The following is a 17,200-nucleotide window of genomic DNA, read 5'->3' as shown; positions in this document are numbered from 1 at the left end:
ATTTTTTCCTCTTAGTTTTCCTACCCGTGGATATCTGAACTGGACCTCCCCGTGCGCCTCTCCTAAACCAAAGGAGAAGCATCCGCGGGGAGGTATTTTTATGGCTGACGCTCTGGACAACGCAAACCACGCTACACTTGACGTCGACGCGCTGACAGAGGCGCAGGCGCGTGCGGAGCTTGCCCGGCTGGCGGAGCTTTTGGACGGGGCCAACACCGCCTATCACACCGAAGATGCCCCGGTGATGTCGGATGCGGATTATGACGCGCTTAAGCAGCGCAACATGGCCATCGAGGCACGCTTTCCCGAGCTCAAACGCAGCGACAGCCCGACGGATCAGGTCGGCGCAACGCCCGCAGAGGGCTTTGGCAAAATTACCCATGCGGTGCGGATGATGTCGCTGGCAAACGCCTTCGATGACGAAGATGTCCGGGAATTCGACCGATCCGTACGCAAATATCTGGGCGCTCCGGGAGAGATTGCCTATACGGCTGAACCGAAAATTGACGGTCTCTCCCTGTCTTTGCGCTATGAACAGGGCAAACTGGTCTCCGCCGCCACCCGAGGTGATGGTCAGATCGGCGAAAACGTCACCGCCAATGCCCGCACCATCGACAATATTCCACAAGACCTCACCGGCGCGCCGGATGTGCTCGAAGTGCGCGGCGAGGTCTATATGTCCCACGCCGATTTCGAATCCTTGAATGCCCGCCATGCCGAACGCGGAGGCAAGACTTTTGCCAACCCACGCAACGCCGCCGCCGGGTCTTTGCGCCAACTCGACGCCGAGATCACCCGCGCGCGTCCGCTTAAATTTTTCGCCTACGCCTGGGGCGAGATTTCCGAACCGCTGTCGGACACGCAAATGGGTGCAATTCAACGTCTCGCGGCGCTCGGTTTCCAAACCAACCCGCTGACCGAGTGTTTCACCGACATCGACGATCTCATCACGCATTACCGCAAGATCGAGACCCAACGCGCCACGCTTGGCTATGACATCGACGGGGTGGTGTACAAGGTCGACACCCTCGAGCTGCAACGCCGTCTGGGTTTTCGTTCAACAACGCCGCGTTGGGCCATTGCCCATAAATTCCCTGCCGAATTGGCTTGGACCCGCTTGGAGGCTATCGACATTCAAGTGGGCCGCACCGGGGCCTTGTCGCCGGTCGCGCGGCTGACGCCCGTGACTGTTGGTGGCGTCGTCGTCTCAAACGCCACGCTGCACAATGAGGACTACATCAAAGGTCTCGATAGCAAAGGCGAAGAAATCCGCAGCGGCAAAGACATCCGCGTTGGTGACTGGGTGCAGGTCTACCGCGCGGGCGATGTCATCCCAAAGGTTGCCGATGTCGATTTGACCAAACGCGCGGCGGATAGCATCCCCTATGTCTTTCCAACGACCTGTCCCGAATGCGGGTCCGAGGCGATCCGCGAAGAGGGCGACGCCGTGCGCCGCTGTTCCGGCGGTCTGATTTGCCCCGCGCAAGCGGTTGAAAAACTCAAACATCTCGTCTCGCGCGGCGCTTTTGATATTGAGGGGCTGGGCTCCAAACAGGTCGAGCAATTCTACAAAGACGGGTGGGTCAAAGAACCCGCCGATATCTTTGATCTCAAAGAAAATTATGGCCCCGGAAAGTTGCAACAGCTCAAGAACCGAGAAGGCTGGGGCGAGAAATCCGCGCTCAACCTTTTCGACGCCATCGATGCCCGACGCGACATTCCTCTGGCCAAGCTCATCTTTGGCCTCGGCATCCGCCACGTTGGCGACAGCTCCGCCAATCTTTTGGCGACGCATTACGGCACGTGGGAGGCCTTTGAGACTGCCATGGCCTCAATGACCATCGGCGTGGGCGAAGCCTGGGACGACCTTTTGTCCATCGACGGCGTGGGCGAGGTCATGGCGACCTCCTTGGTCACCGCCTTTCATCAGGAGGCCGAACGCGAAAGCATTGCGCGGCTCGTCGCCCATCTGCGCCCGATCGAGGCCGAAAAGCCCAAAAATGACAGTCCGGTCAGTGGCAAAACCGTGGTGTTCACTGGCACATTGGAGAAAATGAGCCGATCCGAGGCCAAAGCCCGCGCCGAGGCGCTTGGCGCCAAGGTTTCCGGCTCCGTGTCGGCCAAAACCGATCTCGTTGTGGCTGGGCCCGGTGCCGGATCGAAAGAGAAGAAGGCCCGCGAATTGGGCATCGATCTCTTGGACGAAGACGGCTGGCTCGCCCTGATCGGAGACGCATGAGCGCATGAGCACGGGCCGCCCGGATATCCTCTTTCCGCTCTTTGCCGGACTTGAAACTCTGGCTGGCATCGGTCCGAAAACCGCCAAGCTCATGCCTGCGCTCGCGGTGGAACGCCCGCGCGATCTTTTGTTCACCCTGCCCAATGCGGTTGTGGATCGTCGGCGACGCGACAGCCTGCGCGAGGTCTCTCCCGGGATGATCGCCACGGTCGAAGTTACCGTGCTGCGTCACCAACCGCCTGCACGCAAAGGTCTGCCGTATCGCGTGATCGTTGAAGATCGCGAGATCGCCTTTCAGGTCGTGTTCTTTCGCGGTTCCCCGAAGTGGATCGAGGCGCAATTGCCCGTGGGCGAGCGGCGTTTGCTGTCCGGCAAAGTCGAGATGTATGACGGCCAATATCAGATGCCGCACCCGGATTATGTTCTGACGCTTGAGGAGGCTGACGATTTGCCGGGTTACGAGTCGGTCTATCCGTTGACAGCGGGCGTGACCCAGAAAACCATGGCCAAGGCGAGTGCAGCGGCGCTGGAATTGGTGCCCGATCTCGAAGAGTGGATCGATCCGGCGTTGAAAGCCCGCGAAGGTTGGCCGGATTTTACGGCGGCTTTGACGCAGGCACATCGTCCGCTGTCGCAAAATGAAATCGCGCCGACCAGTGCCGCGCGACAGCGCTTGGCCTATGACGAATTGTTCGCACATCAGGTGACACTGGCTCTGGCGCGGGCGCGGGTGCGGCGGGGCAAGGGGCGGGTGAACGAAGGCGACGGGAGCTTGCGCGGTAAGGTGTTGAAAAACCTGCCCTATCGCCCGACCGGCGCCCAGGCCCGCGCAATGGATGAGATCGCAACGGACATGGCCGCACCGCAGCGGATGAACCGGCTTTTGATGGGCGATGTCGGGTCCGGCAAGACCTTGGTCGCGCTGTTCGCGCTTTTGGTTGCGGTTGAAACGGGCGGGCAGGGAGTCATGATGGCGCCTACAGAAATCCTTGCGCGCCAACATCTTGAAGGCCTCAAACCTCTGGCCGAGGCTGTCGGTGTGGTGTTGGAGCTCTTGACCGGGCGCGATAAAGGCCGCGCGCGGGCGGAGAAATTGGCGGCTTTGAAACGCGGGGACATTCACATCCTTGTCGGCACCCATGCGGTGTTTCAAGACGATGTCGAATTTCATGATTTGCGTCTGTCGATCATCGACGAACAGCACCGTTTCGGCGTCACGCAGCGTCTGGCGTTGGCGCAAAAGGGCGAGGCGGTGGATGTTTTGGTGATGACCGCGACGCCGATCCCGCGGTCGCTTTCGCTGGCGCATTACGGCGACATGGATGTCTCCGTGTTGGACGAAAAACCGCCCGGGCGCACGCCCGTCAAGACAGCGCTGAGTTCTATTGAGCGGATGGATGAGGTCGTTGCGCATCTCAAAGATGCGATTGCGCAGGGGCGGCAGGCCTATTGGGTCTGTCCGCTGGTTGAAGAAAGCGAAGTGGTCGACATGATGGCCGCCGAAGAGCGGTTCAAAACGCTGCGCGCGGCCTTTGGCGAGGGGCATGTCGGCTTGGTGCACGGTCAGATGGCGGCTGAGGATAAAGACCGAACCATGGCGGATTTTGCCGCCGGGCGGCTGTCGGTTCTGGTCGCCACCACGGTGATCGAAGTGGGGGTCAATGTGCCGAATGCCTCGATCATGGTGATCGAACGGGCGGAACATTTCGGGCTGGCGCAGCTGCACCAGTTGCGGGGCCGGGTGGGGCGCGGCGATGTCGCCTCGACCTGTTTGTTGTTGTACAAACCGCCTCTGACAGAGACCGGCCGGAGGCGGTTGGAGATTTTGCGCGAGACCGAAGATGGATTTCGTATCGCCGAGGAAGATTTGGCGATGCGTGGGGCCGGCGATGTCTTGGGCACGGCGCAATCGGGGCTGCCGCGGTTTCGGGTCGCCGATCTGGAGCGCCAATCGGCGCTCATGGCGCTGGCGCAATCGGATGCGCGAAAACTGCTGCATGACGATCCGACATTGAAAACGGAACGGGGAGACCATGTGCGTGTTCTTCTTTGGCTCATGGGGAAAGATGAAGCAATCCGTTTGATTTCAGTGGGTTAAGATCAGGCCCACATTCTGTTCTCACTTTTGTTCACAAATGTTCTTAAAAAGTTCTTTACAGGCTGCGCGCAATATGAGAACAAATTAGCAACAAGTCATTAACCATACTGGTGAGGATGCTATGATCAAAGACCTGAAATCTGTTGTTGCCCGCTCCCAAGCGACGCTGTTCGAAGATATGTTGGGTGCCGTTGCTCTCTTGGTGATCCTTGTCGGTGGCTTGACACTGCCCGCTCTGGTTTGAGACCTCCCCAGTCTCAGGCTTTTTCTTTCTGCCTCCGATCTGACCCGACACACTTGGCTTTCTCTGAGCTTGTTCTGACGCTTTACCTGTTCCTGTCAGATGTGGCGCCCTCAACCGCCAATGCCTCTTGCCTATCCCCTGTGACATCAGATCATGCCTGCCGCCGCCTTCTTTCGAAGTGCGGCGGTTTTTTTTAAAAGGTATAGCCGAGACGCAATCCGCCCCAATGTTGGCCATCGACGAAGATCGGCGCGGAGAGATCTTTCATCATCACGAATTTTCCGGCTCCCATGTCGCGGCGATAGACCTGTAATAGGAATGGCTCCTTGTTGCGCCCGGCTTTCAGCCCCACGCGATCATCGAACATCCGACGATTGCGGGAATTGGCGGCATTCCAGGCCGGGTCTTTGCCCTGCGGTTGCGAGAATTTCTTGTTGTGGGTCGGCAAATAGCCGTTCGGGTCAATCGCGACACAGAACACGACTTTCGGATCGAAGGTGAGCATGGCTTCTTGCACGCTGGGCAAGACCTCATCCGTGAAACTGGTGAACCGCGCCATATGCTGTGCCGGGTCGGTGCCCGCAAGCGGCGTATAGGTTCGGTCGAAAAGATCGTTGCGACTGATCCGCCCGTTGCCAATCCCGGAACTGAACAGCTCAGAAATTTGCGATGCCGCCTCCTGCACTCGAGTGATAAACCCTTGATCCTCGCTCGCCCCGCCCAAAGCCACGGTGGTTTGAAAGATCGTCTCAGAGGTGTCGATAAGTTTCTCCACGCGCGTATTGGCGACATGGATGCCGTCCGCCGTGCCGCGTGCGGATTTTCCGATCTCGTCGAACGCCGGTTGAAAGTCTTCGACGGCCTGTTGCACCTTATCGGCCTCCGCCTCCATCACACGGGTTGCGCCATGGGTTTCCTGAACGCCCTGCGCGATCTCCGTCAGCGCCCGGTCGGCCTCAACGGAAGATTCGATCACATGGCTTGCGTCATTGGACACGCCAGAGGCCTCCTCACGCAGGCGCCCGACCCAGGACGAGAGGGTTTCGATGTTTTCCTCGATGCCCTCTGCGGCGCGGGCGGTCTTTTGCGACAGCTCATTGATCGCTTCGGCCACGACACCAAAGCCGCGGCCACTGTCGCCCGCGCGCGCGGCCTCGATTTTGGCATTGATGGCGAGGATGTTCACCTGACGGGCAATGTCGGCGATATTGGCATTGTTGGCCTCGACTGCCTCGAGGGAGGTCGCGACACGCTCCATCCGCGCCGCAAGTTCCTTGACCCATGAGGCGACGGTTTGTGACTTTTGCCCGGTTTCGCGCACGAAAGCGACCGATCCTTCGACACGCTCCAAAGTCCGGCTCGTGATGTCCGTCACACGGCCAAGCGCATCTCGCACGGCGCCATTGGCGATCATCACCTCGGAGGCAGAGGTTTGGACGCGCCCGAGGACGGAAATCTGATGCTGTGACTGTTGATCGACACTGTCGAGAAAGCCCGCAATATCGACCACTTCGAACCCAAGACGGCTGGCATATTCGGCCAGCTGCGTCATGCGTGGATCTGTCGACTGCGCGTCAGTAAATTCAGGATTTGGAATCATGCGCTCCTCCGATATGATCGCCAGTTTTACGCGGCGGGTCTTACGGGAGAGTTAAGCAAAACCTGAAAAATGGCCTATGCGCGTTGGCTTGCGAGCTCTTCAAAGCCGCGACACGTGGCCCGGAGCGCCAGGAGAATGGAATCGTGCCGGTTCTTGAAATCGCGCGCGGGCAGGAGGGCTTCAAACCCCTCAAAGGGCGCGGACGGCACGGGGCCGCTGTCTTTCAGAAACGCGGTCATGTCATCACGGGCGCGGATCATCTCGGCCTCTGTCCGACCGATGACATGACGCCCCAGAACTGACGCGGCCGCCTGACCCAAAGCGCAGGCTTTGACATCCTGCGCAAACCGCGTGATGCGCCCGTCCTCGACATCCATCTCGACCGTCACGGTAGAGCCACAGAGCGGCGCGCGCTCTTTGATCGACACCATCGGGTTCTCCAACCGTCCGGTCAGCGGAATATCGGCGGCCAGCGCCAGAAGCTTGCCGGAGTAGAGCTGCGCGAGGTCCGTGGTGGAGGGCGGCGACGATTGCGTGGACATGGTTTGCCTTTCGAGATCGGAGCTCATAGATAGGGCAAACACCCGCGCTTGGAAAGGACGGACCATGTGTTCCGAAGAGAGTTTTGGCACATTCGATGCCGCTCAATTGAAATTCGATGACAAGGGGTTGATCCCCGTGATCGCGCAGGATCATGAGAGCCGCGAGGTGCTCATGATGGCCTGGATGAACGAAGAGGCGGTGAAAAAGACGCTTGAGAGTGGCAAGGTGACCTATTGGTCGCGTTCGCGTCAGGCGTTCTGGATCAAGGGCGAGACCTCTGGCCATGTGCAAAAGCTGGTCGATTTCCGCTTTGATTGCGACAGCGATTGCATTCTCGTTCTGGTTGATCAAACTGGCCCCGCGTGTCACACCAACCGTCGGTCGTGCTTTTACCGTGCGGTTCGGGATGGCGCGGCTGTTGAACTTATGACGCCAATGGGCTGACAGAATTGAGTATTTTTCCAGCAAAGGACACGCGTTTCGTTTTCCTTTGCTGCCTCAAATACTCATAAGCCGATCAGGGCTTTGACCTCTTCAGAGCTCAGGCCCTCTTCGCGGAATTTCGATATTGCCTTGGCGTCCGCGCGTTTGGCAAGACGCTTGCCGTCGTTGTCGCGGATCAGCCTGTGATGGTAATAGGCAATCTCCGGCAGGTCCAGAAGCGCCTGCAACAGCCGGTGGATTTGCGTCGCCTCCATGAGATCCGCGCCGCGCACGGCCTCTGTGACGCCCTGGGCCGCGTCGTCGATCACCACGGAGAGGTGATAGGCGGCGGTGCCGATGTCCTTGCGGGCGAGCACGATGTCACCCACGCCATGGATCAGTTGATCGGCGTCGAGGTGGTGCGTTCCGGTCTCAAAAGGGCCGGTTTCCTGCCATGAGAAACGGCTCACATCTCCCAGAAATTCAACGGCTTTTGCCATGTTGAGGCGAATGGCCTCGCCGGGTTCAAAGCGGTCCATATCGCGGTGACGACAGGTGCCCGGATAGATTACGCCATCGGGGCCCATTGGGGCGCCTTCTTGCGGGGCGGAGAGCGCATTCATCACGTCGCGACGGGTGCAGGAACAGGGATAAATGAGGCCCAATTCTTCGAGCAATTGCAATGCACTTGCGTAGATGTCTTCACGCACCGTGACATGTAGGACGGGGTCCGGCCAAGTGATCCCGAGCCACCTGAGATCGGCATAGATCAGCGCCTCCCATTCTGGACGACAGCGACTGATGTCTCCATCCTCGATACGCAGGAGAAACGTGCCGGTCTGGTCTTGCGCACGGGTGTAAGCCGTGAGCGCGGAAAAGGCGTGACCCAGATGCAGAGGCCCTGTGGGGCTGGGGGCAAACCGGGTCACGTAGGTCATTAGGATTGACCCTCAAGCCATTGATTAAAATCTTCTTTGGCGCGATCTGTGTAGCCTTTGTACCGCTCTTTTCGGCCTTTGCGACCACCACGCAGACCGTCCAGCGGCGGGAAGAGGCCGAAGTTCACATTCATCGGCTGAAAGGTCTTGGCCTCCGCGCCACCGGTGATGTGGTTGATCAAGGCGCCCATGGCGGTGGTGAAGGGCGGCGGCGGCAGGTCGTGACCCAGCAGTTCGGCAGCAGCCATGCGACCGGCGAGCAAGCCCATGGCGGCGCTCTCCACATAGCCTTCGACGCCCGTCACCTGACCGGCAAAGCGGATGTTGGGACGCGTTTTCAACCGCATCTGATCGTCCAAAAGCGTCGGCGAATTGAGGAAGGTGTTGCGGTGAATGCCACCCAGACGGGCAAAGGAGGCATTCTCCAGACCGGGGATCATTTTGAACACCTCAGTCTGCGCGCCGTACTTCATTTTTGTCTGAAATCCGACGATGTTATAAAGCGTTCCTAACGCATTGTCGCGGCGCAGTTGCACCACCGCATAGGCCTTATCCTCGGGCTTATGCGCGTTGGTCAGACCGATGGGTTTCATCGGCCCGTGGCGCAGAGTTTCCCGCCCACGTTCAGCCATGACCTCGATCGGCAGGCACCCGTCGAAATATTTCGCGGTTTCGCCCTCGTGGAACTCGGTCTTGTCAGCCGCCAAAAGTGCGTCGATGAAGGCCTCGTATTGGTCCTTGGTCATCGGGCAGTTGAGATAGGCTTTCTGCTCTTCCTCGGTCTCGCCCTTGTCGTAGCGGCTTTGCAACCAGGCGACGTCCATATTGACGCTCTCGGCATAGACGATGGGCGCGATGGCATCAAAAAACGCCAGCCGGTCAGCGCCGGTCTCTTTGGCAATGGCCTCACCAAGCGCGGGAGAGGTCAGAGGGCCGGTGGCGAAAATCCACATGCCTTCTGAGGGCAGTTCGGTGATCTCGCCGTAGTCGACGGAGATGTTCGGATGCGCCTCAAGCGTGGCGGTGACCTGATCGGCGAAGGCCTCGCGATCCACGGCTAAAGCACCGCCTGCAGGCAGTTTGTGCTTGTCCGCCGTCGCCATGATCAAACCGTTGGCGGCGCGCATTTCCCAATGCAAAAGCCCCACGGCATTCTGTTCGTCGTCATCCGAGCGGAAGGAGTTGGAGCACACCATCTCGCCGAATTTGCCGCTTTGATGCGCGAAGGTTTCGACCTCGGGCCGCATCTCATGCAGCACGACGTTGAGGCCCAGATTTGCGGCCTGCCAAGCGGCTTCGGAGCCCGCCATGCCGCCGCCGACGATGTGAAGTGTGTTCTGTGTCATGTGCCGGGATGTAGCTTTTGTGAGGCAAGGAGGAAAGAGGAAAAGCTGAACTGTGATCTTCATGCGAGACCGTTTGAGCGCGGTGGGAATACCGCCGCATGGAGGGTCACTTTTTTGCAAAGTGGTATTGCATCAGTGGGACGCAGTCCTCTATGACTCATATATTACTCGTGCTCGACCTGACTCAATGCTCATAGCATTTTGGGCAGATGACCAAGGCCGGGCATGACGCCTGACGCTGTTAAGTCTCGCGCTGATAAACGATTTTACCCTATGTGAAAATGTACAAGTACGGCCCGTGCGTAGCAGGTTGTTGCCTTACTGTTTTGTCATACATGGTGATGGTTTCAACCGGAGATGGAGTCCTTAGGGAGGTGAAGGCGCGAACATGGATCGTTGGGATGATCTGAGATTCTTACTGGCCATCGACAAATACGGGACGATGGCGGCAGCGGCACGTATGCTTGGGACGAATCCTGCAACAGTGTCGCGCCGTATGGAGCGTATGGCGGATGAACTCGGGCTGAACCCTGTTATTAAGACGTCTATGGGGTGGGGACTCAACCCAGAGATGCGCGAATTGATCAAGGCTTCTGAGACCTTTGATGAGATTATTCGCGGGGAGCAGAACCGGTTGCGGATGCGTGCGGGGATGAAAAGCAGCGAGATCCGTGTTGCCTGCTCGCCAATGATGTTGCGCCGCATCCTTGCGCCAAACATGAAACATTATGCGACAGAATTGGCACATATCCGTCTGAGTTTTTCCAACCGGGCGCTGATCACAACATTGTCTGGGCACGACATCATCATCTCGGCGGCGCCTCCTGAAAGCGGGCGGATACTGTCGCGGAAAATTGGCATGTTCGCCCTGGAGGCCTATGTCCCGACTGAGGATAAGGACTGCCGTGAATGGGTGGGGCTGTCCCCCGATTATAAAGATTTTCCCATTATGAGAAAATGTGAGCAGCACTTCAAAGGGCCTGCAAGGATCGAAGTGGATACTTTGAGTCAGCTGTACGACGTGATGACATCAGCCCGTATCGGGGGATTTATTCCGGTGATGGCAGCGCAGAATCTTGAGGGATTTGATGCCATCGAGGGCAGCTATAGCACCACGGATATTTTCATGAGCTATCATGAAAGCCGTCGCGGTGATCCGGCGCTCACGGCAGTGACGGCATTTATCGTCGAGAGCTTCGGTCAATCCCCATGGGCTCAGGCACGTGCGGAGGTTTGAAGTCTTTGCCTGATCTGCGGCCACAAACCGAGCCTCGAGACGCCGTCTGGACGCGACAACTTGGTCAATACGGGGGCAGGTTTATATTTTTGCAAATCCGTAACGTCGAAAACAACTATAGGTAATACGCAAAGTCTTCGTCATGGTTGCCAAAAGACTTTAAAAAACTTGAGGCACATCATGATCAAATCCCCCTCAGTGACGCGGCAGCTGTCCGACGTTGGCTGTCTAGGGTTGCGTCTGGCACTTGCGGGCACACTTCTTCTTCATCCGGTGACGCTGGCTTTGCGTCTGGATGAATCGATGCGGGCCAATGCCAGTTCCTTCACCCCACGACCTGCGGCCTTCCTCCTGCAATTGAGCGACATCCGAAATCTTGTCGTGGCAATGTTGTTCGTTTTGATCGGGGTATGGATCATGTTTGGCATTCACACCCGCGTCATGGCGCTGATCTCGGCGGCTCTTCTCGTCACCTTCCATTTCGCAGTATCTCGCAATCCGATGATGCTGACACCTGAAACTCTGCAAGTGATGATCGCCGTTATCTTCGCCATTCCTCTTATTTTCCTTGGCGGCGGGAAGTTTTCGCTTTTGCGCGCGGGCTGGTCAAGATTGATCTGACTAGCATGAAACTATGCTGTTTTTCAGTTCAGAGGATATAAAAAGGCCCCGCGATTGCGGGGCCTTTTCTTTTTATGCCTGATATTTAACGAGAGAAGGTTGGATTAGAGCGAGCCGCCCAGATTCAGACCGTAGAGCGGGGAAACGTCGCTCACATAATCTTCGACCTGATCGATCACGCGCAGACGACGGGAACCGTTTTCCCAGGTCAGAGCGATGTTGAAGCCGTCGAGATCGTCGTCATAGCCGAAGGACTGACCGTAGTTGGCTTCGAGCGACACGGTTTCGGTGAAGTTATAGGTGCCGCCGATGGTGGCGATACCGTAGTCCCCGAAATCGTCGTTGAGGGTCATCAGCGACACGCCAAAAGTGAAGGCGTCGTTGAAGTCGTAGGTGGAGGCGATGTAGGTCGAACCATCATCGAAATCGTCGCCCCATTCGCTGGCCAGATCGACGTCCCAGTTGGAGGCCTCGTAGGTGTAACCCAGGAGGTATTCGTCTTCGTCGCCGGCAGCGGCGTCGATGTTGGAGTAGCGGGCGTAGACCGTGGATGCACCGAAGCCGTAGAAACCGGCGAGGGTTGCGACATCTACGTCGCTGTCATCCCAGGAGCGGTAGTCGACGGCGACACCGTAGTTGGCGGCTTGGTATTCGAGGCCGAGACCCAGAGCGGTATCGTCACCGTTATTGTCGGAGTCGACATAGTCGACAGCACCGTAAACGGTCAGGCCGGGGATGATGGCGTAGCCGACGGTCAGGTCAAGCGCGCTTGCATCGTCATTGTCGTCGGTCGCGTAACCGGCTGCACCGGTGAAGGACAGGTTGCCGGTCACATAGTCGAACGCGCCATAGAGGGCTTGCGCGTCGTTGCCGTCGATGTCGTAGTAGGTGCCTTCAACGGTGCTGTAGGTCAGACCGTTTGCGGAGGCTGCACCAGTGGCTGCCAAAAGAGCCAACGTGATTGCGGAAGTATGTTTCAGCATGGGGAGTTGCCTTTAATAAGTTGCTATAGCGCTGATCTAGATCCGCACAGAGAAGAGTTAAAGTTGTGCAGTTTGAGAAAAATTAACGCGTTACTTTTTTGTCACAAAACTTTTTGTGATGCCGCGTGAGGCAAAGAAAAACCGGACGGCGAAATCGCGCCATCCGGTTGATTTTAAATCCTAAAATTGTCTTCAGGCGATCACAAAACGAGGAGCGATCAGCTCTCGACCTCGTCCTCATCTTCACTTTCCGCGATCCAGGCGACGGAAACGACTTCTTCGCCCTTGCCCGTGTTGAACACCTTCACACCACCCGCGCCACGCGAGCGGAAAGAGATGCCATCGACAGGGCAGCGGATCGACTGGCCTTTCGAGGTGGCGAGCATGATCTGGTCTTCCATGCCGACCGGGAAACAGGCCACGATCGGACCGCCGCGCATGGTTTTCTCCATCGCGGTTACGCCCTGACCGCCACGGCCACGGACCGGGTAATCATGCGAGGAGGACAGCTTGCCGATGCCGCCCTTGGTGATGGTCACCAAAAGCTCCTCGGCGGCTTTCATCGCTTCGAACCGCTCCATGGAGATCGAGCCTTCTGCGACGTCTTCCTCCTCATCCGACACCTCGGCCTCATCTGCGCCGACCTGTTGGCGACGCATTTTGAGATAGGCCTGACGCTCATAGCTTTCCGCCTCGAAGTGACGGATCACGGACATGGAGACGACCTCGTCGCCCTCGTTGATCAACTTGATGCCACGCACCCCGGTGGAAGAGCGCGAGTTGAACACCCGCACATCAGGGACGGGGAAACGGATCGCGCGACCACTTGAAGTGACGAGCATCACGTCATCGTTTTCATCGCAAATCCGGGCGTTGATCAGGCGGGTTCCTTCGTCGTCGCCTTCGAATTTCATCGCGATCTTGCCGTTCGACTTCACATTGGTGAAATCCGACAGACGGTTACGACGCACCGAGCCTTTCGAGGTGGCGAAGACAATCTGGAGATCGTCCCAATCCTTCTCGTCGCGGTCCACCGGCAGGATCGCCGCGATGGACACGCCCTGCGGGATCGGCAGGATTTGCAGCAAAGGCTTGCCCTTCGCCGTCCGACCGCCCTGGGGCAGGCGCCAGGTCTTCATCTTGTAGGCCATGCCGTCGTCGGTGAAGACCAGAAGCTGGGTGTGGGTGTTCGCCACGAACAAGGTCGTGATCACATCCTCATCCTTGGTTGACATGCCCGACAGGCCTTTGCCGCCGCGTTTTTGCGCGCGGTAATCGGCCAGAGGCGTGCGTTTGGCCCAACCGGATTGAGTCACGGTCACCACCATGTCCTCTTTCTCGATCAGATCCTCGTCGTCCATATCGCCGGACCAATCGACAATCTCGGTGCGGCGCGGCACGGCGAATTGCGTTTTCACGTCGATCAGCTCATTCGAGATGATCTCCATGATCCGCTCGCGCGACGCGAGAATTTCGAGGAATTCCTTGATCTTGGCGGCCAGCTCTTGCAGCTCGTCGGTGACTTCTTTGACACCGATTTGCGTGAGGCGTTGCAGACGCAGATCGAGGATCGCGCGGGCCTGAACCTCGGACAGGTTATAGGTGCCGTCGTCGTTGGCCTTATGGTTCGGGTCATCAATGAGCAGGATGTAAGGCAGGATTTCCTGCGCCGGCCAGCGCCGCTCCATCAATTTGATCCGGGCCTCGGAGGCATCGGCAGAGGAGCGAATGGTCGCGACGACCTCGTCCACGTTGGACACAGCCACGGCCAAACCACAGAGAATATGTGCCCGATCGCGTGCCTTGCGCAGCTCAAAGGCGGTGCGGCGCGCCACCACTTCCTCGCGGAAGGTAATGAAATGCTCGAGGAAGTCGCGCAGCGTCAGCTGCTCCGGGCGACCACCGTTCAAAGCCAGCATGTTACAGCCGAAAGAGGTCTGCAAAGGCGTAAAGCGGAACAGCTGGTTCAGCACCACCTCCGCGGTCGCGTCACGTTTCAGCTCGACCACGACACGCACACCGTTGCGGTCGGATTCGTCCTGAATATGCGCGATGCCCTCGACGCGCTTCTCACGCACCAGCTCCGCGATCTTCTCGATCATCGTGGATTTGTTCACCTGATAGGGGATTTCCTCGACGATGATGGCGTAGCGATCCTTGCGGATTTCCTCGATCTTGGTCTTGGCCCGCATCACGACGGAGCCGCGGCTTTCCAGATAGGCTTTGCGAATGCCCGAGCGCCCGAGGATGGTTGCCCCCGTCGGGAAATCCGGCCCCGGGATGATCTCCATCAACCGCTCGGTCGACACATCCGGGTTCTCGATGAGCGCCAGAGTCGCATCCACGACCTCGCCCAAATTGTGCGGCGGAATGTTCGTCGCCATCCCGACCGCGATCCCGCCCGCGCCGTTGACCAGCATGTTCGGGAATTTGGCGGGCAAAACGGTAGGTTCGCGTTCCTTGCCGTCGTAGTTGTCCTGAAAATCGACGGTATCCTTGTCGAGATCGTCCAATAGTGCGCGGGCAGATTTCGCCAGACGCGATTCCGTATACCGCATCGCCGCAGGTGGATCGCCATCCATGGAACCGAAGTTGCCCTGACCGTCGATCAGCATCAATGACATGGAAAACGGCTGCGCCATCCGCACAAGCGCGTCATAAATCGCGCTATCGCCATGCGGGTGATAGCTGCCCATCACGTCGCCCACGGATTTCGCGGATTTGCGGTAGGACTTGTCGTGGGTGTAGCCGCCTTCTTGCATCGCAAAAAGAATGCGCCGGTGCACCGGCTTGAGCCCGTCGCGCAGATCGGGGATCGCGCGGGACACGATCACGGACATGGCGTAATCGAGGTAGGAGGTTTTCATCTCCTGCGTGATGGAGATTTTCGGCCCATCCCAAGCCATCGGCTGGCGCGGGTTTTCTTGTTCGTTTTCAGGGGTTTCGGGTGTATCGCTCACGTTGTCCGCCTGTTGTCTTTCATGTGACGGGGAAGCCCCCCGTATCTCGTTGTGTCACACTCTACCCCATACCGGATATGGGGTGCAATGGCGGATGCTCTCGCGCGATGGCAGCCAGAGAACAAGAGTGACAACATACTGTTTTTATTGACAGTTAACCAATCTGTGGCAGGATTTTTATGGGAGGCTCAAAAAAGGCCGAAAAACGGCCCCACCAACAGGAGACATGCACATGACACACACCACGTCGCAGGACATGAGCGAAATGGAGATGATGCTCTCGGGTTACGGGCTCACGCTTGCGGAATTCACCTATCGGATGCCGGATCACCAAAGCGTGCTGAACACGTTTTCATGGCAGCTTTTCGATCTGGCCCCGGATTACCCGAAGCTCTTCAAATTCATCGAATTCTGGCAGGAAAATATCGAAGGTCCGCTGCACCACGTCCGATTTACCCACCGCAAACTGATCGCGCCAGGTGAATGGCGCAATTGCGTGGGCGAATTTACGGTGCATTGAGAAGAGTTAAAACCGCTTCAACAGCTTTTTGAGCGGCGTGGTTGCATCGCCCGTTTGGCTGTCTTGTGACACTTTTTTAAAGCGTTGACGCAGCGCCTCGGCGCGGGCGTCTGCCAATGTGCCGCCAACCCGCTTGCGCGCGCGACGCGCGGTGGGAAAGGGGATGACGGATTTGATTTTACGCTGTGTCATGAACAAAAGATGGGGTGGATTTTCCCAAATCTCAAGCCTGTCTCAAGCCTGTTTCGCCGTTTTTCGCCAAGCGATGAACCAAAGTGCCGCGAAAACCAGCGAAAACACGAAATTCCAGCCCGCCATGGTGATGCCAAGCCCCCAGGTGTCCCAAACGATCTGATCGCAAAGCACAAGACCCGGATCGCCTGCGCCACCGGGCAAAAGATCCATGCCGGACAGACCAGACAGCGCGTCGCCGGAACCGGTGCAAGACGACGGACCCGGCCACCATTTTTGCTCGACGCCCGCGTGGTAAAGGCCGAGGCCCGCAGAGACCAGCATGGTGAGCATCCCCAGAAGCGTCAGGATGCGCAGCCGCACCACCGCAAAAAGAACACCGATCGCAATGGCGATGGCATGCGGCCAGCGCTGCCAAATGCACATGGGGCAGGGCGCAAATCCAAAGGCCTGAAACACGAAGGCACCCGACAGGATCGCCAGAGAGCCGACAGAGGCGGCAAGCGCAGGTTGGAGGGCGGCAAAATCGGAGGAAGCTTTGGTCATAGGTATTTCACGGCATAGAAGCCGCCCAGGAAGATGACGATGAGAAGGGTGAAGACGAGGCCCAGACGGCGCTCGATAAAGTCGCGGATCGGGTCGCCGAATTTCCACAGGAGCGCCGCGACAACAAAGAACCGAAGCGCGCGCGCCGTGATCGAGGCGACGATGAAGACCGGCAAAGACAGTCCGGTGGTGCCCGACAGGATGGTGATCACCTTATAGGGGAAGGGCGTGACGCCCGCGATCAACACGGCCCAGGCGCCATATTCGTTATATTTGACCGCGAAGTCGTCGAAATAGGCATCTTTGCCATAGAATTCCAACACCGGGCGGCCCAGCGTTTCAAAGGCGCTTGCGCCGATCCAATAGCCCAACATGCCGCCCAAAACAGAGGCTAAGGTGGCAATGCCCGCGATCTTGAAGGCCTCGCGCGGGCGGGCGACGATCAGCGGGATCATCAGGATGTCAGGCGGGATCGGAAAGACGGAGCTTTCTATAAAGGCCACCACAGCCAGTGCCCAAAGCGCATGCGGGCTTTCGGCCAGGGACATGGTCCAGTTGTAAAGCCGTCTGATCATCGCTGTCCCTATGTGCTGACGCGTCTTTGGCTCTTTAGGCCCCATTCCTGTCGCGGGGTCAAGCATGCCCCGGGTCGGATGAGGCGCTTTGATCTTGTCCCGTCGATTCCTGACGATATTGTGAGCACAGGTTTA

16 protein-coding genes are annotated in these 17,200 nt (G+C 58.1%); 7 read left to right on the top strand and 9 right to left on the bottom strand.

What is annotated here, in order from left to right:
• Positions 1 to 100: 100 nt before the first annotated feature.
• The 3 genes from ligA (at position 101) to ACN0X0_RS05425 (ending at position 4,581) form a co-directional block, all read left to right on the top strand.
• Positions 101 to 2,239 carry an NAD-dependent DNA ligase LigA gene (gene ligA, locus ACN0X0_RS05435; RefSeq protein WP_417278332.1) on the top strand — a complete coding sequence of 713 codons (2,139 nt, stop codon included), beginning with the start codon at positions 101 to 103 and terminating at the stop codon, positions 2,237 to 2,239.
• 4 nt (positions 2,240 to 2,243) lie between these two features.
• On the top strand, positions 2,244 to 4,337 hold the full coding sequence (recG, locus tag ACN0X0_RS05430; protein WP_417278331.1) for an ATP-dependent DNA helicase RecG: 2,094 nt from the start codon (positions 2,244 to 2,246) through the stop codon (positions 4,335 to 4,337).
• 121 nt (positions 4,338 to 4,458) lie between these two features.
• Entirely contained in the window at positions 4,459 to 4,581 is a 123-nt protein-coding gene (locus tag ACN0X0_RS05425; protein ID WP_303048550.1) for a hypothetical protein, read from the top strand.
• 193 nt (positions 4,582 to 4,774) lie between these two features.
• On the opposite strand, the gene ACN0X0_RS05420 is transcribed toward ACN0X0_RS05425, so the two are convergent.
• On the bottom strand, positions 4,775 to 6,133 hold the full coding sequence (locus tag ACN0X0_RS05420; protein WP_417278330.1) for a methyl-accepting chemotaxis protein: 1,359 nt from the start codon (positions 6,131 to 6,133) through the stop codon (positions 4,775 to 4,777).
• 122 nt (positions 6,134 to 6,255) lie between these two features.
• Positions 6,256 to 6,723, bottom strand: coding sequence for an iron-sulfur cluster assembly scaffold protein (locus tag ACN0X0_RS05415; protein ID WP_417278329.1), 468 nt, complete (start codon positions 6,721 to 6,723; stop codon positions 6,256 to 6,258).
• A 64-nt stretch (positions 6,724 to 6,787) separates the two neighbouring features.
• Between ACN0X0_RS05415 and hisI the strand changes: the two genes are divergently transcribed.
• Complete coding sequence (gene hisI, locus ACN0X0_RS05410) at positions 6,788 to 7,168, top strand: phosphoribosyl-AMP cyclohydrolase (RefSeq protein ID WP_417278328.1); 381 nt, start codon at positions 6,788 to 6,790, stop codon at positions 7,166 to 7,168.
• Positions 7,169 to 7,230: 62 nt separating this feature from the next.
• On the opposite strand, the gene gluQRS is transcribed toward hisI, so the two are convergent.
• Positions 7,231 to 8,085, bottom strand: coding sequence for a tRNA glutamyl-Q(34) synthetase GluQRS (gene gluQRS, locus ACN0X0_RS05405; RefSeq protein WP_417278327.1), 855 nt, complete (start codon positions 8,083 to 8,085; stop codon positions 7,231 to 7,233).
• Positions 8,085 to 9,431 (bottom strand): methylenetetrahydrofolate--tRNA-(uracil(54)-C(5))-methyltransferase (FADH(2)-oxidizing) TrmFO, encoded by a 1,347-nt coding sequence (gene trmFO, locus ACN0X0_RS05400; RefSeq protein WP_417278326.1) that lies wholly within the window; start codon positions 9,429 to 9,431, stop codon positions 8,085 to 8,087. Before trmFO ends, gluQRS begins: the two co-directional genes overlap by 1 nt.
• Before the next feature lie 388 nt (positions 9,432 to 9,819).
• Between trmFO and ACN0X0_RS05395 the strand changes: the two genes are divergently transcribed.
• The gene (locus ACN0X0_RS05395; RefSeq protein WP_417278325.1) at positions 9,820 to 10,668 is read left to right on the top strand and encodes a LysR family transcriptional regulator; all 849 of its coding nucleotides are present in this window, start codon (positions 9,820 to 9,822) and stop codon (positions 10,666 to 10,668) included.
• A gap of 180 nt (positions 10,669 to 10,848) precedes the next feature.
• Positions 10,849 to 11,289 (top strand): hypothetical protein, encoded by a 441-nt coding sequence (locus ACN0X0_RS05390; RefSeq protein ID WP_417278324.1) that lies wholly within the window; start codon positions 10,849 to 10,851, stop codon positions 11,287 to 11,289.
• Between the two features lie 104 nt (positions 11,290 to 11,393).
• Here the strand turns inward: ACN0X0_RS05390 and ACN0X0_RS05385 are convergent, their stop codons facing one another.
• The gene (locus tag ACN0X0_RS05385) at positions 11,394 to 12,272 is read right to left on the bottom strand and encodes a hypothetical protein (protein WP_417278323.1); all 879 of its coding nucleotides are present in this window, start codon (positions 12,270 to 12,272) and stop codon (positions 11,394 to 11,396) included.
• A 218-nt stretch (positions 12,273 to 12,490) separates the two neighbouring features.
• Positions 12,491 to 15,232 carry a DNA gyrase subunit A gene (gene gyrA, locus ACN0X0_RS05380; RefSeq protein WP_417278322.1) on the bottom strand — a complete coding sequence of 914 codons (2,742 nt, stop codon included), beginning with the start codon at positions 15,230 to 15,232 and terminating at the stop codon, positions 12,491 to 12,493.
• A 232-nt stretch (positions 15,233 to 15,464) separates the two neighbouring features.
• On the opposite strand from gyrA, the gene ACN0X0_RS05375 reads away from it, so the two are divergent.
• Positions 15,465 to 15,752 (top strand): usg protein, encoded by a 288-nt coding sequence (locus ACN0X0_RS05375; RefSeq protein WP_226553508.1) that lies wholly within the window; start codon positions 15,465 to 15,467, stop codon positions 15,750 to 15,752.
• Positions 15,753 to 15,758: 6 nt separating this feature from the next.
• Here the strand turns inward: ACN0X0_RS05375 and ACN0X0_RS05370 are convergent, their stop codons facing one another.
• Genes ACN0X0_RS05370 through ACN0X0_RS05360 form a run of 3 tightly spaced genes read right to left on the bottom strand, consistent with a single transcriptional unit; the run spans position 15,759 to position 17,065 of the window.
• Positions 15,759 to 15,944 (bottom strand): hypothetical protein, encoded by a 186-nt coding sequence (locus tag ACN0X0_RS05370; RefSeq protein ID WP_417278321.1) that lies wholly within the window; start codon positions 15,942 to 15,944, stop codon positions 15,759 to 15,761.
• Positions 15,945 to 15,986: 42 nt separating this feature from the next.
• Positions 15,987 to 16,490 carry a disulfide bond formation protein B gene (locus tag ACN0X0_RS05365; RefSeq protein ID WP_417278320.1) on the bottom strand — a complete coding sequence of 168 codons (504 nt, stop codon included), beginning with the start codon at positions 16,488 to 16,490 and terminating at the stop codon, positions 15,987 to 15,989.
• The gene (locus ACN0X0_RS05360; protein ID WP_417278319.1) at positions 16,487 to 17,065 is read right to left on the bottom strand and encodes a YqaA family protein; all 579 of its coding nucleotides are present in this window, start codon (positions 17,063 to 17,065) and stop codon (positions 16,487 to 16,489) included. The genes ACN0X0_RS05365 and ACN0X0_RS05360 overlap by 4 nt, the downstream gene beginning before the upstream one ends.
• Positions 17,066 to 17,200 lie beyond the last annotated feature (135 nt).

Source organism: Celeribacter sp. (assembly GCF_048270365.1).
Taxonomy (GTDB): domain Bacteria; phylum Pseudomonadota; class Alphaproteobacteria; order Rhodobacterales; family Rhodobacteraceae; genus Celeribacter.
This window is presented reverse-complemented; position numbering and strand designations above follow the sequence as displayed.

Excerpts from the sequence above, each read along its gene's own strand:
- ACN0X0_RS05415 (WP_417278329.1), bottom strand. The coding sequence starts at position 6,723 with ATGTCCACGCAATCGTCGCCGCCCTCCACCACGGACCTCGCGCAGCTC.
- ACN0X0_RS05365 (WP_417278320.1), bottom strand. The coding sequence starts at position 16,490 with ATGACCAAAGCTTCCTCCGATTTTGCCGCCCTCCAACCTGCGCTTGCC.
- ACN0X0_RS05390 (WP_417278324.1), top strand. The coding sequence starts at position 10,849 with ATGATCAAATCCCCCTCAGTGACGCGGCAGCTGTCCGACGTTGGCTGT.
- gluQRS (WP_417278327.1), bottom strand. The coding sequence starts at position 8,085 with ATGACCTACGTGACCCGGTTTGCCCCCAGCCCCACAGGGCCTCTGCAT.
- ACN0X0_RS05385 (WP_417278323.1), bottom strand. The coding sequence starts at position 12,272 with ATGCTGAAACATACTTCCGCAATCACGTTGGCTCTTTTGGCAGCCACT.
- recG (WP_417278331.1), top strand. The coding sequence starts at position 2,244 with ATGAGCACGGGCCGCCCGGATATCCTCTTTCCGCTCTTTGCCGGACTT.
- ACN0X0_RS05370 (WP_417278321.1), bottom strand. The coding sequence starts at position 15,944 with ATGACACAGCGTAAAATCAAATCCGTCATCCCCTTTCCCACCGCGCGT.
- hisI (WP_417278328.1), top strand. The coding sequence starts at position 6,788 with ATGTGTTCCGAAGAGAGTTTTGGCACATTCGATGCCGCTCAATTGAAA.
- ACN0X0_RS05420 (WP_417278330.1), bottom strand. The coding sequence starts at position 6,133 with ATGACGCAGCTGGCCGAATATGCCAGCCGTCTTGGGTTCGAAGTGGTC.
- ACN0X0_RS05425 (WP_303048550.1), top strand. The coding sequence starts at position 4,459 with ATGATCAAAGACCTGAAATCTGTTGTTGCCCGCTCCCAAGCGACGCTG.
- ACN0X0_RS05395 (WP_417278325.1), top strand. The coding sequence starts at position 9,820 with ATGGATCGTTGGGATGATCTGAGATTCTTACTGGCCATCGACAAATAC.
- ACN0X0_RS05375 (WP_226553508.1), top strand. The coding sequence starts at position 15,465 with ATGACACACACCACGTCGCAGGACATGAGCGAAATGGAGATGATGCTC.
- ligA (WP_417278332.1), top strand. The coding sequence starts at position 101 with ATGGCTGACGCTCTGGACAACGCAAACCACGCTACACTTGACGTCGAC.
- ACN0X0_RS05360 (WP_417278319.1), bottom strand. The coding sequence starts at position 17,065 with ATGATCAGACGGCTTTACAACTGGACCATGTCCCTGGCCGAAAGCCCG.
- trmFO (WP_417278326.1), bottom strand. The coding sequence starts at position 9,431 with ATGACACAGAACACACTTCACATCGTCGGCGGCGGCATGGCGGGCTCC.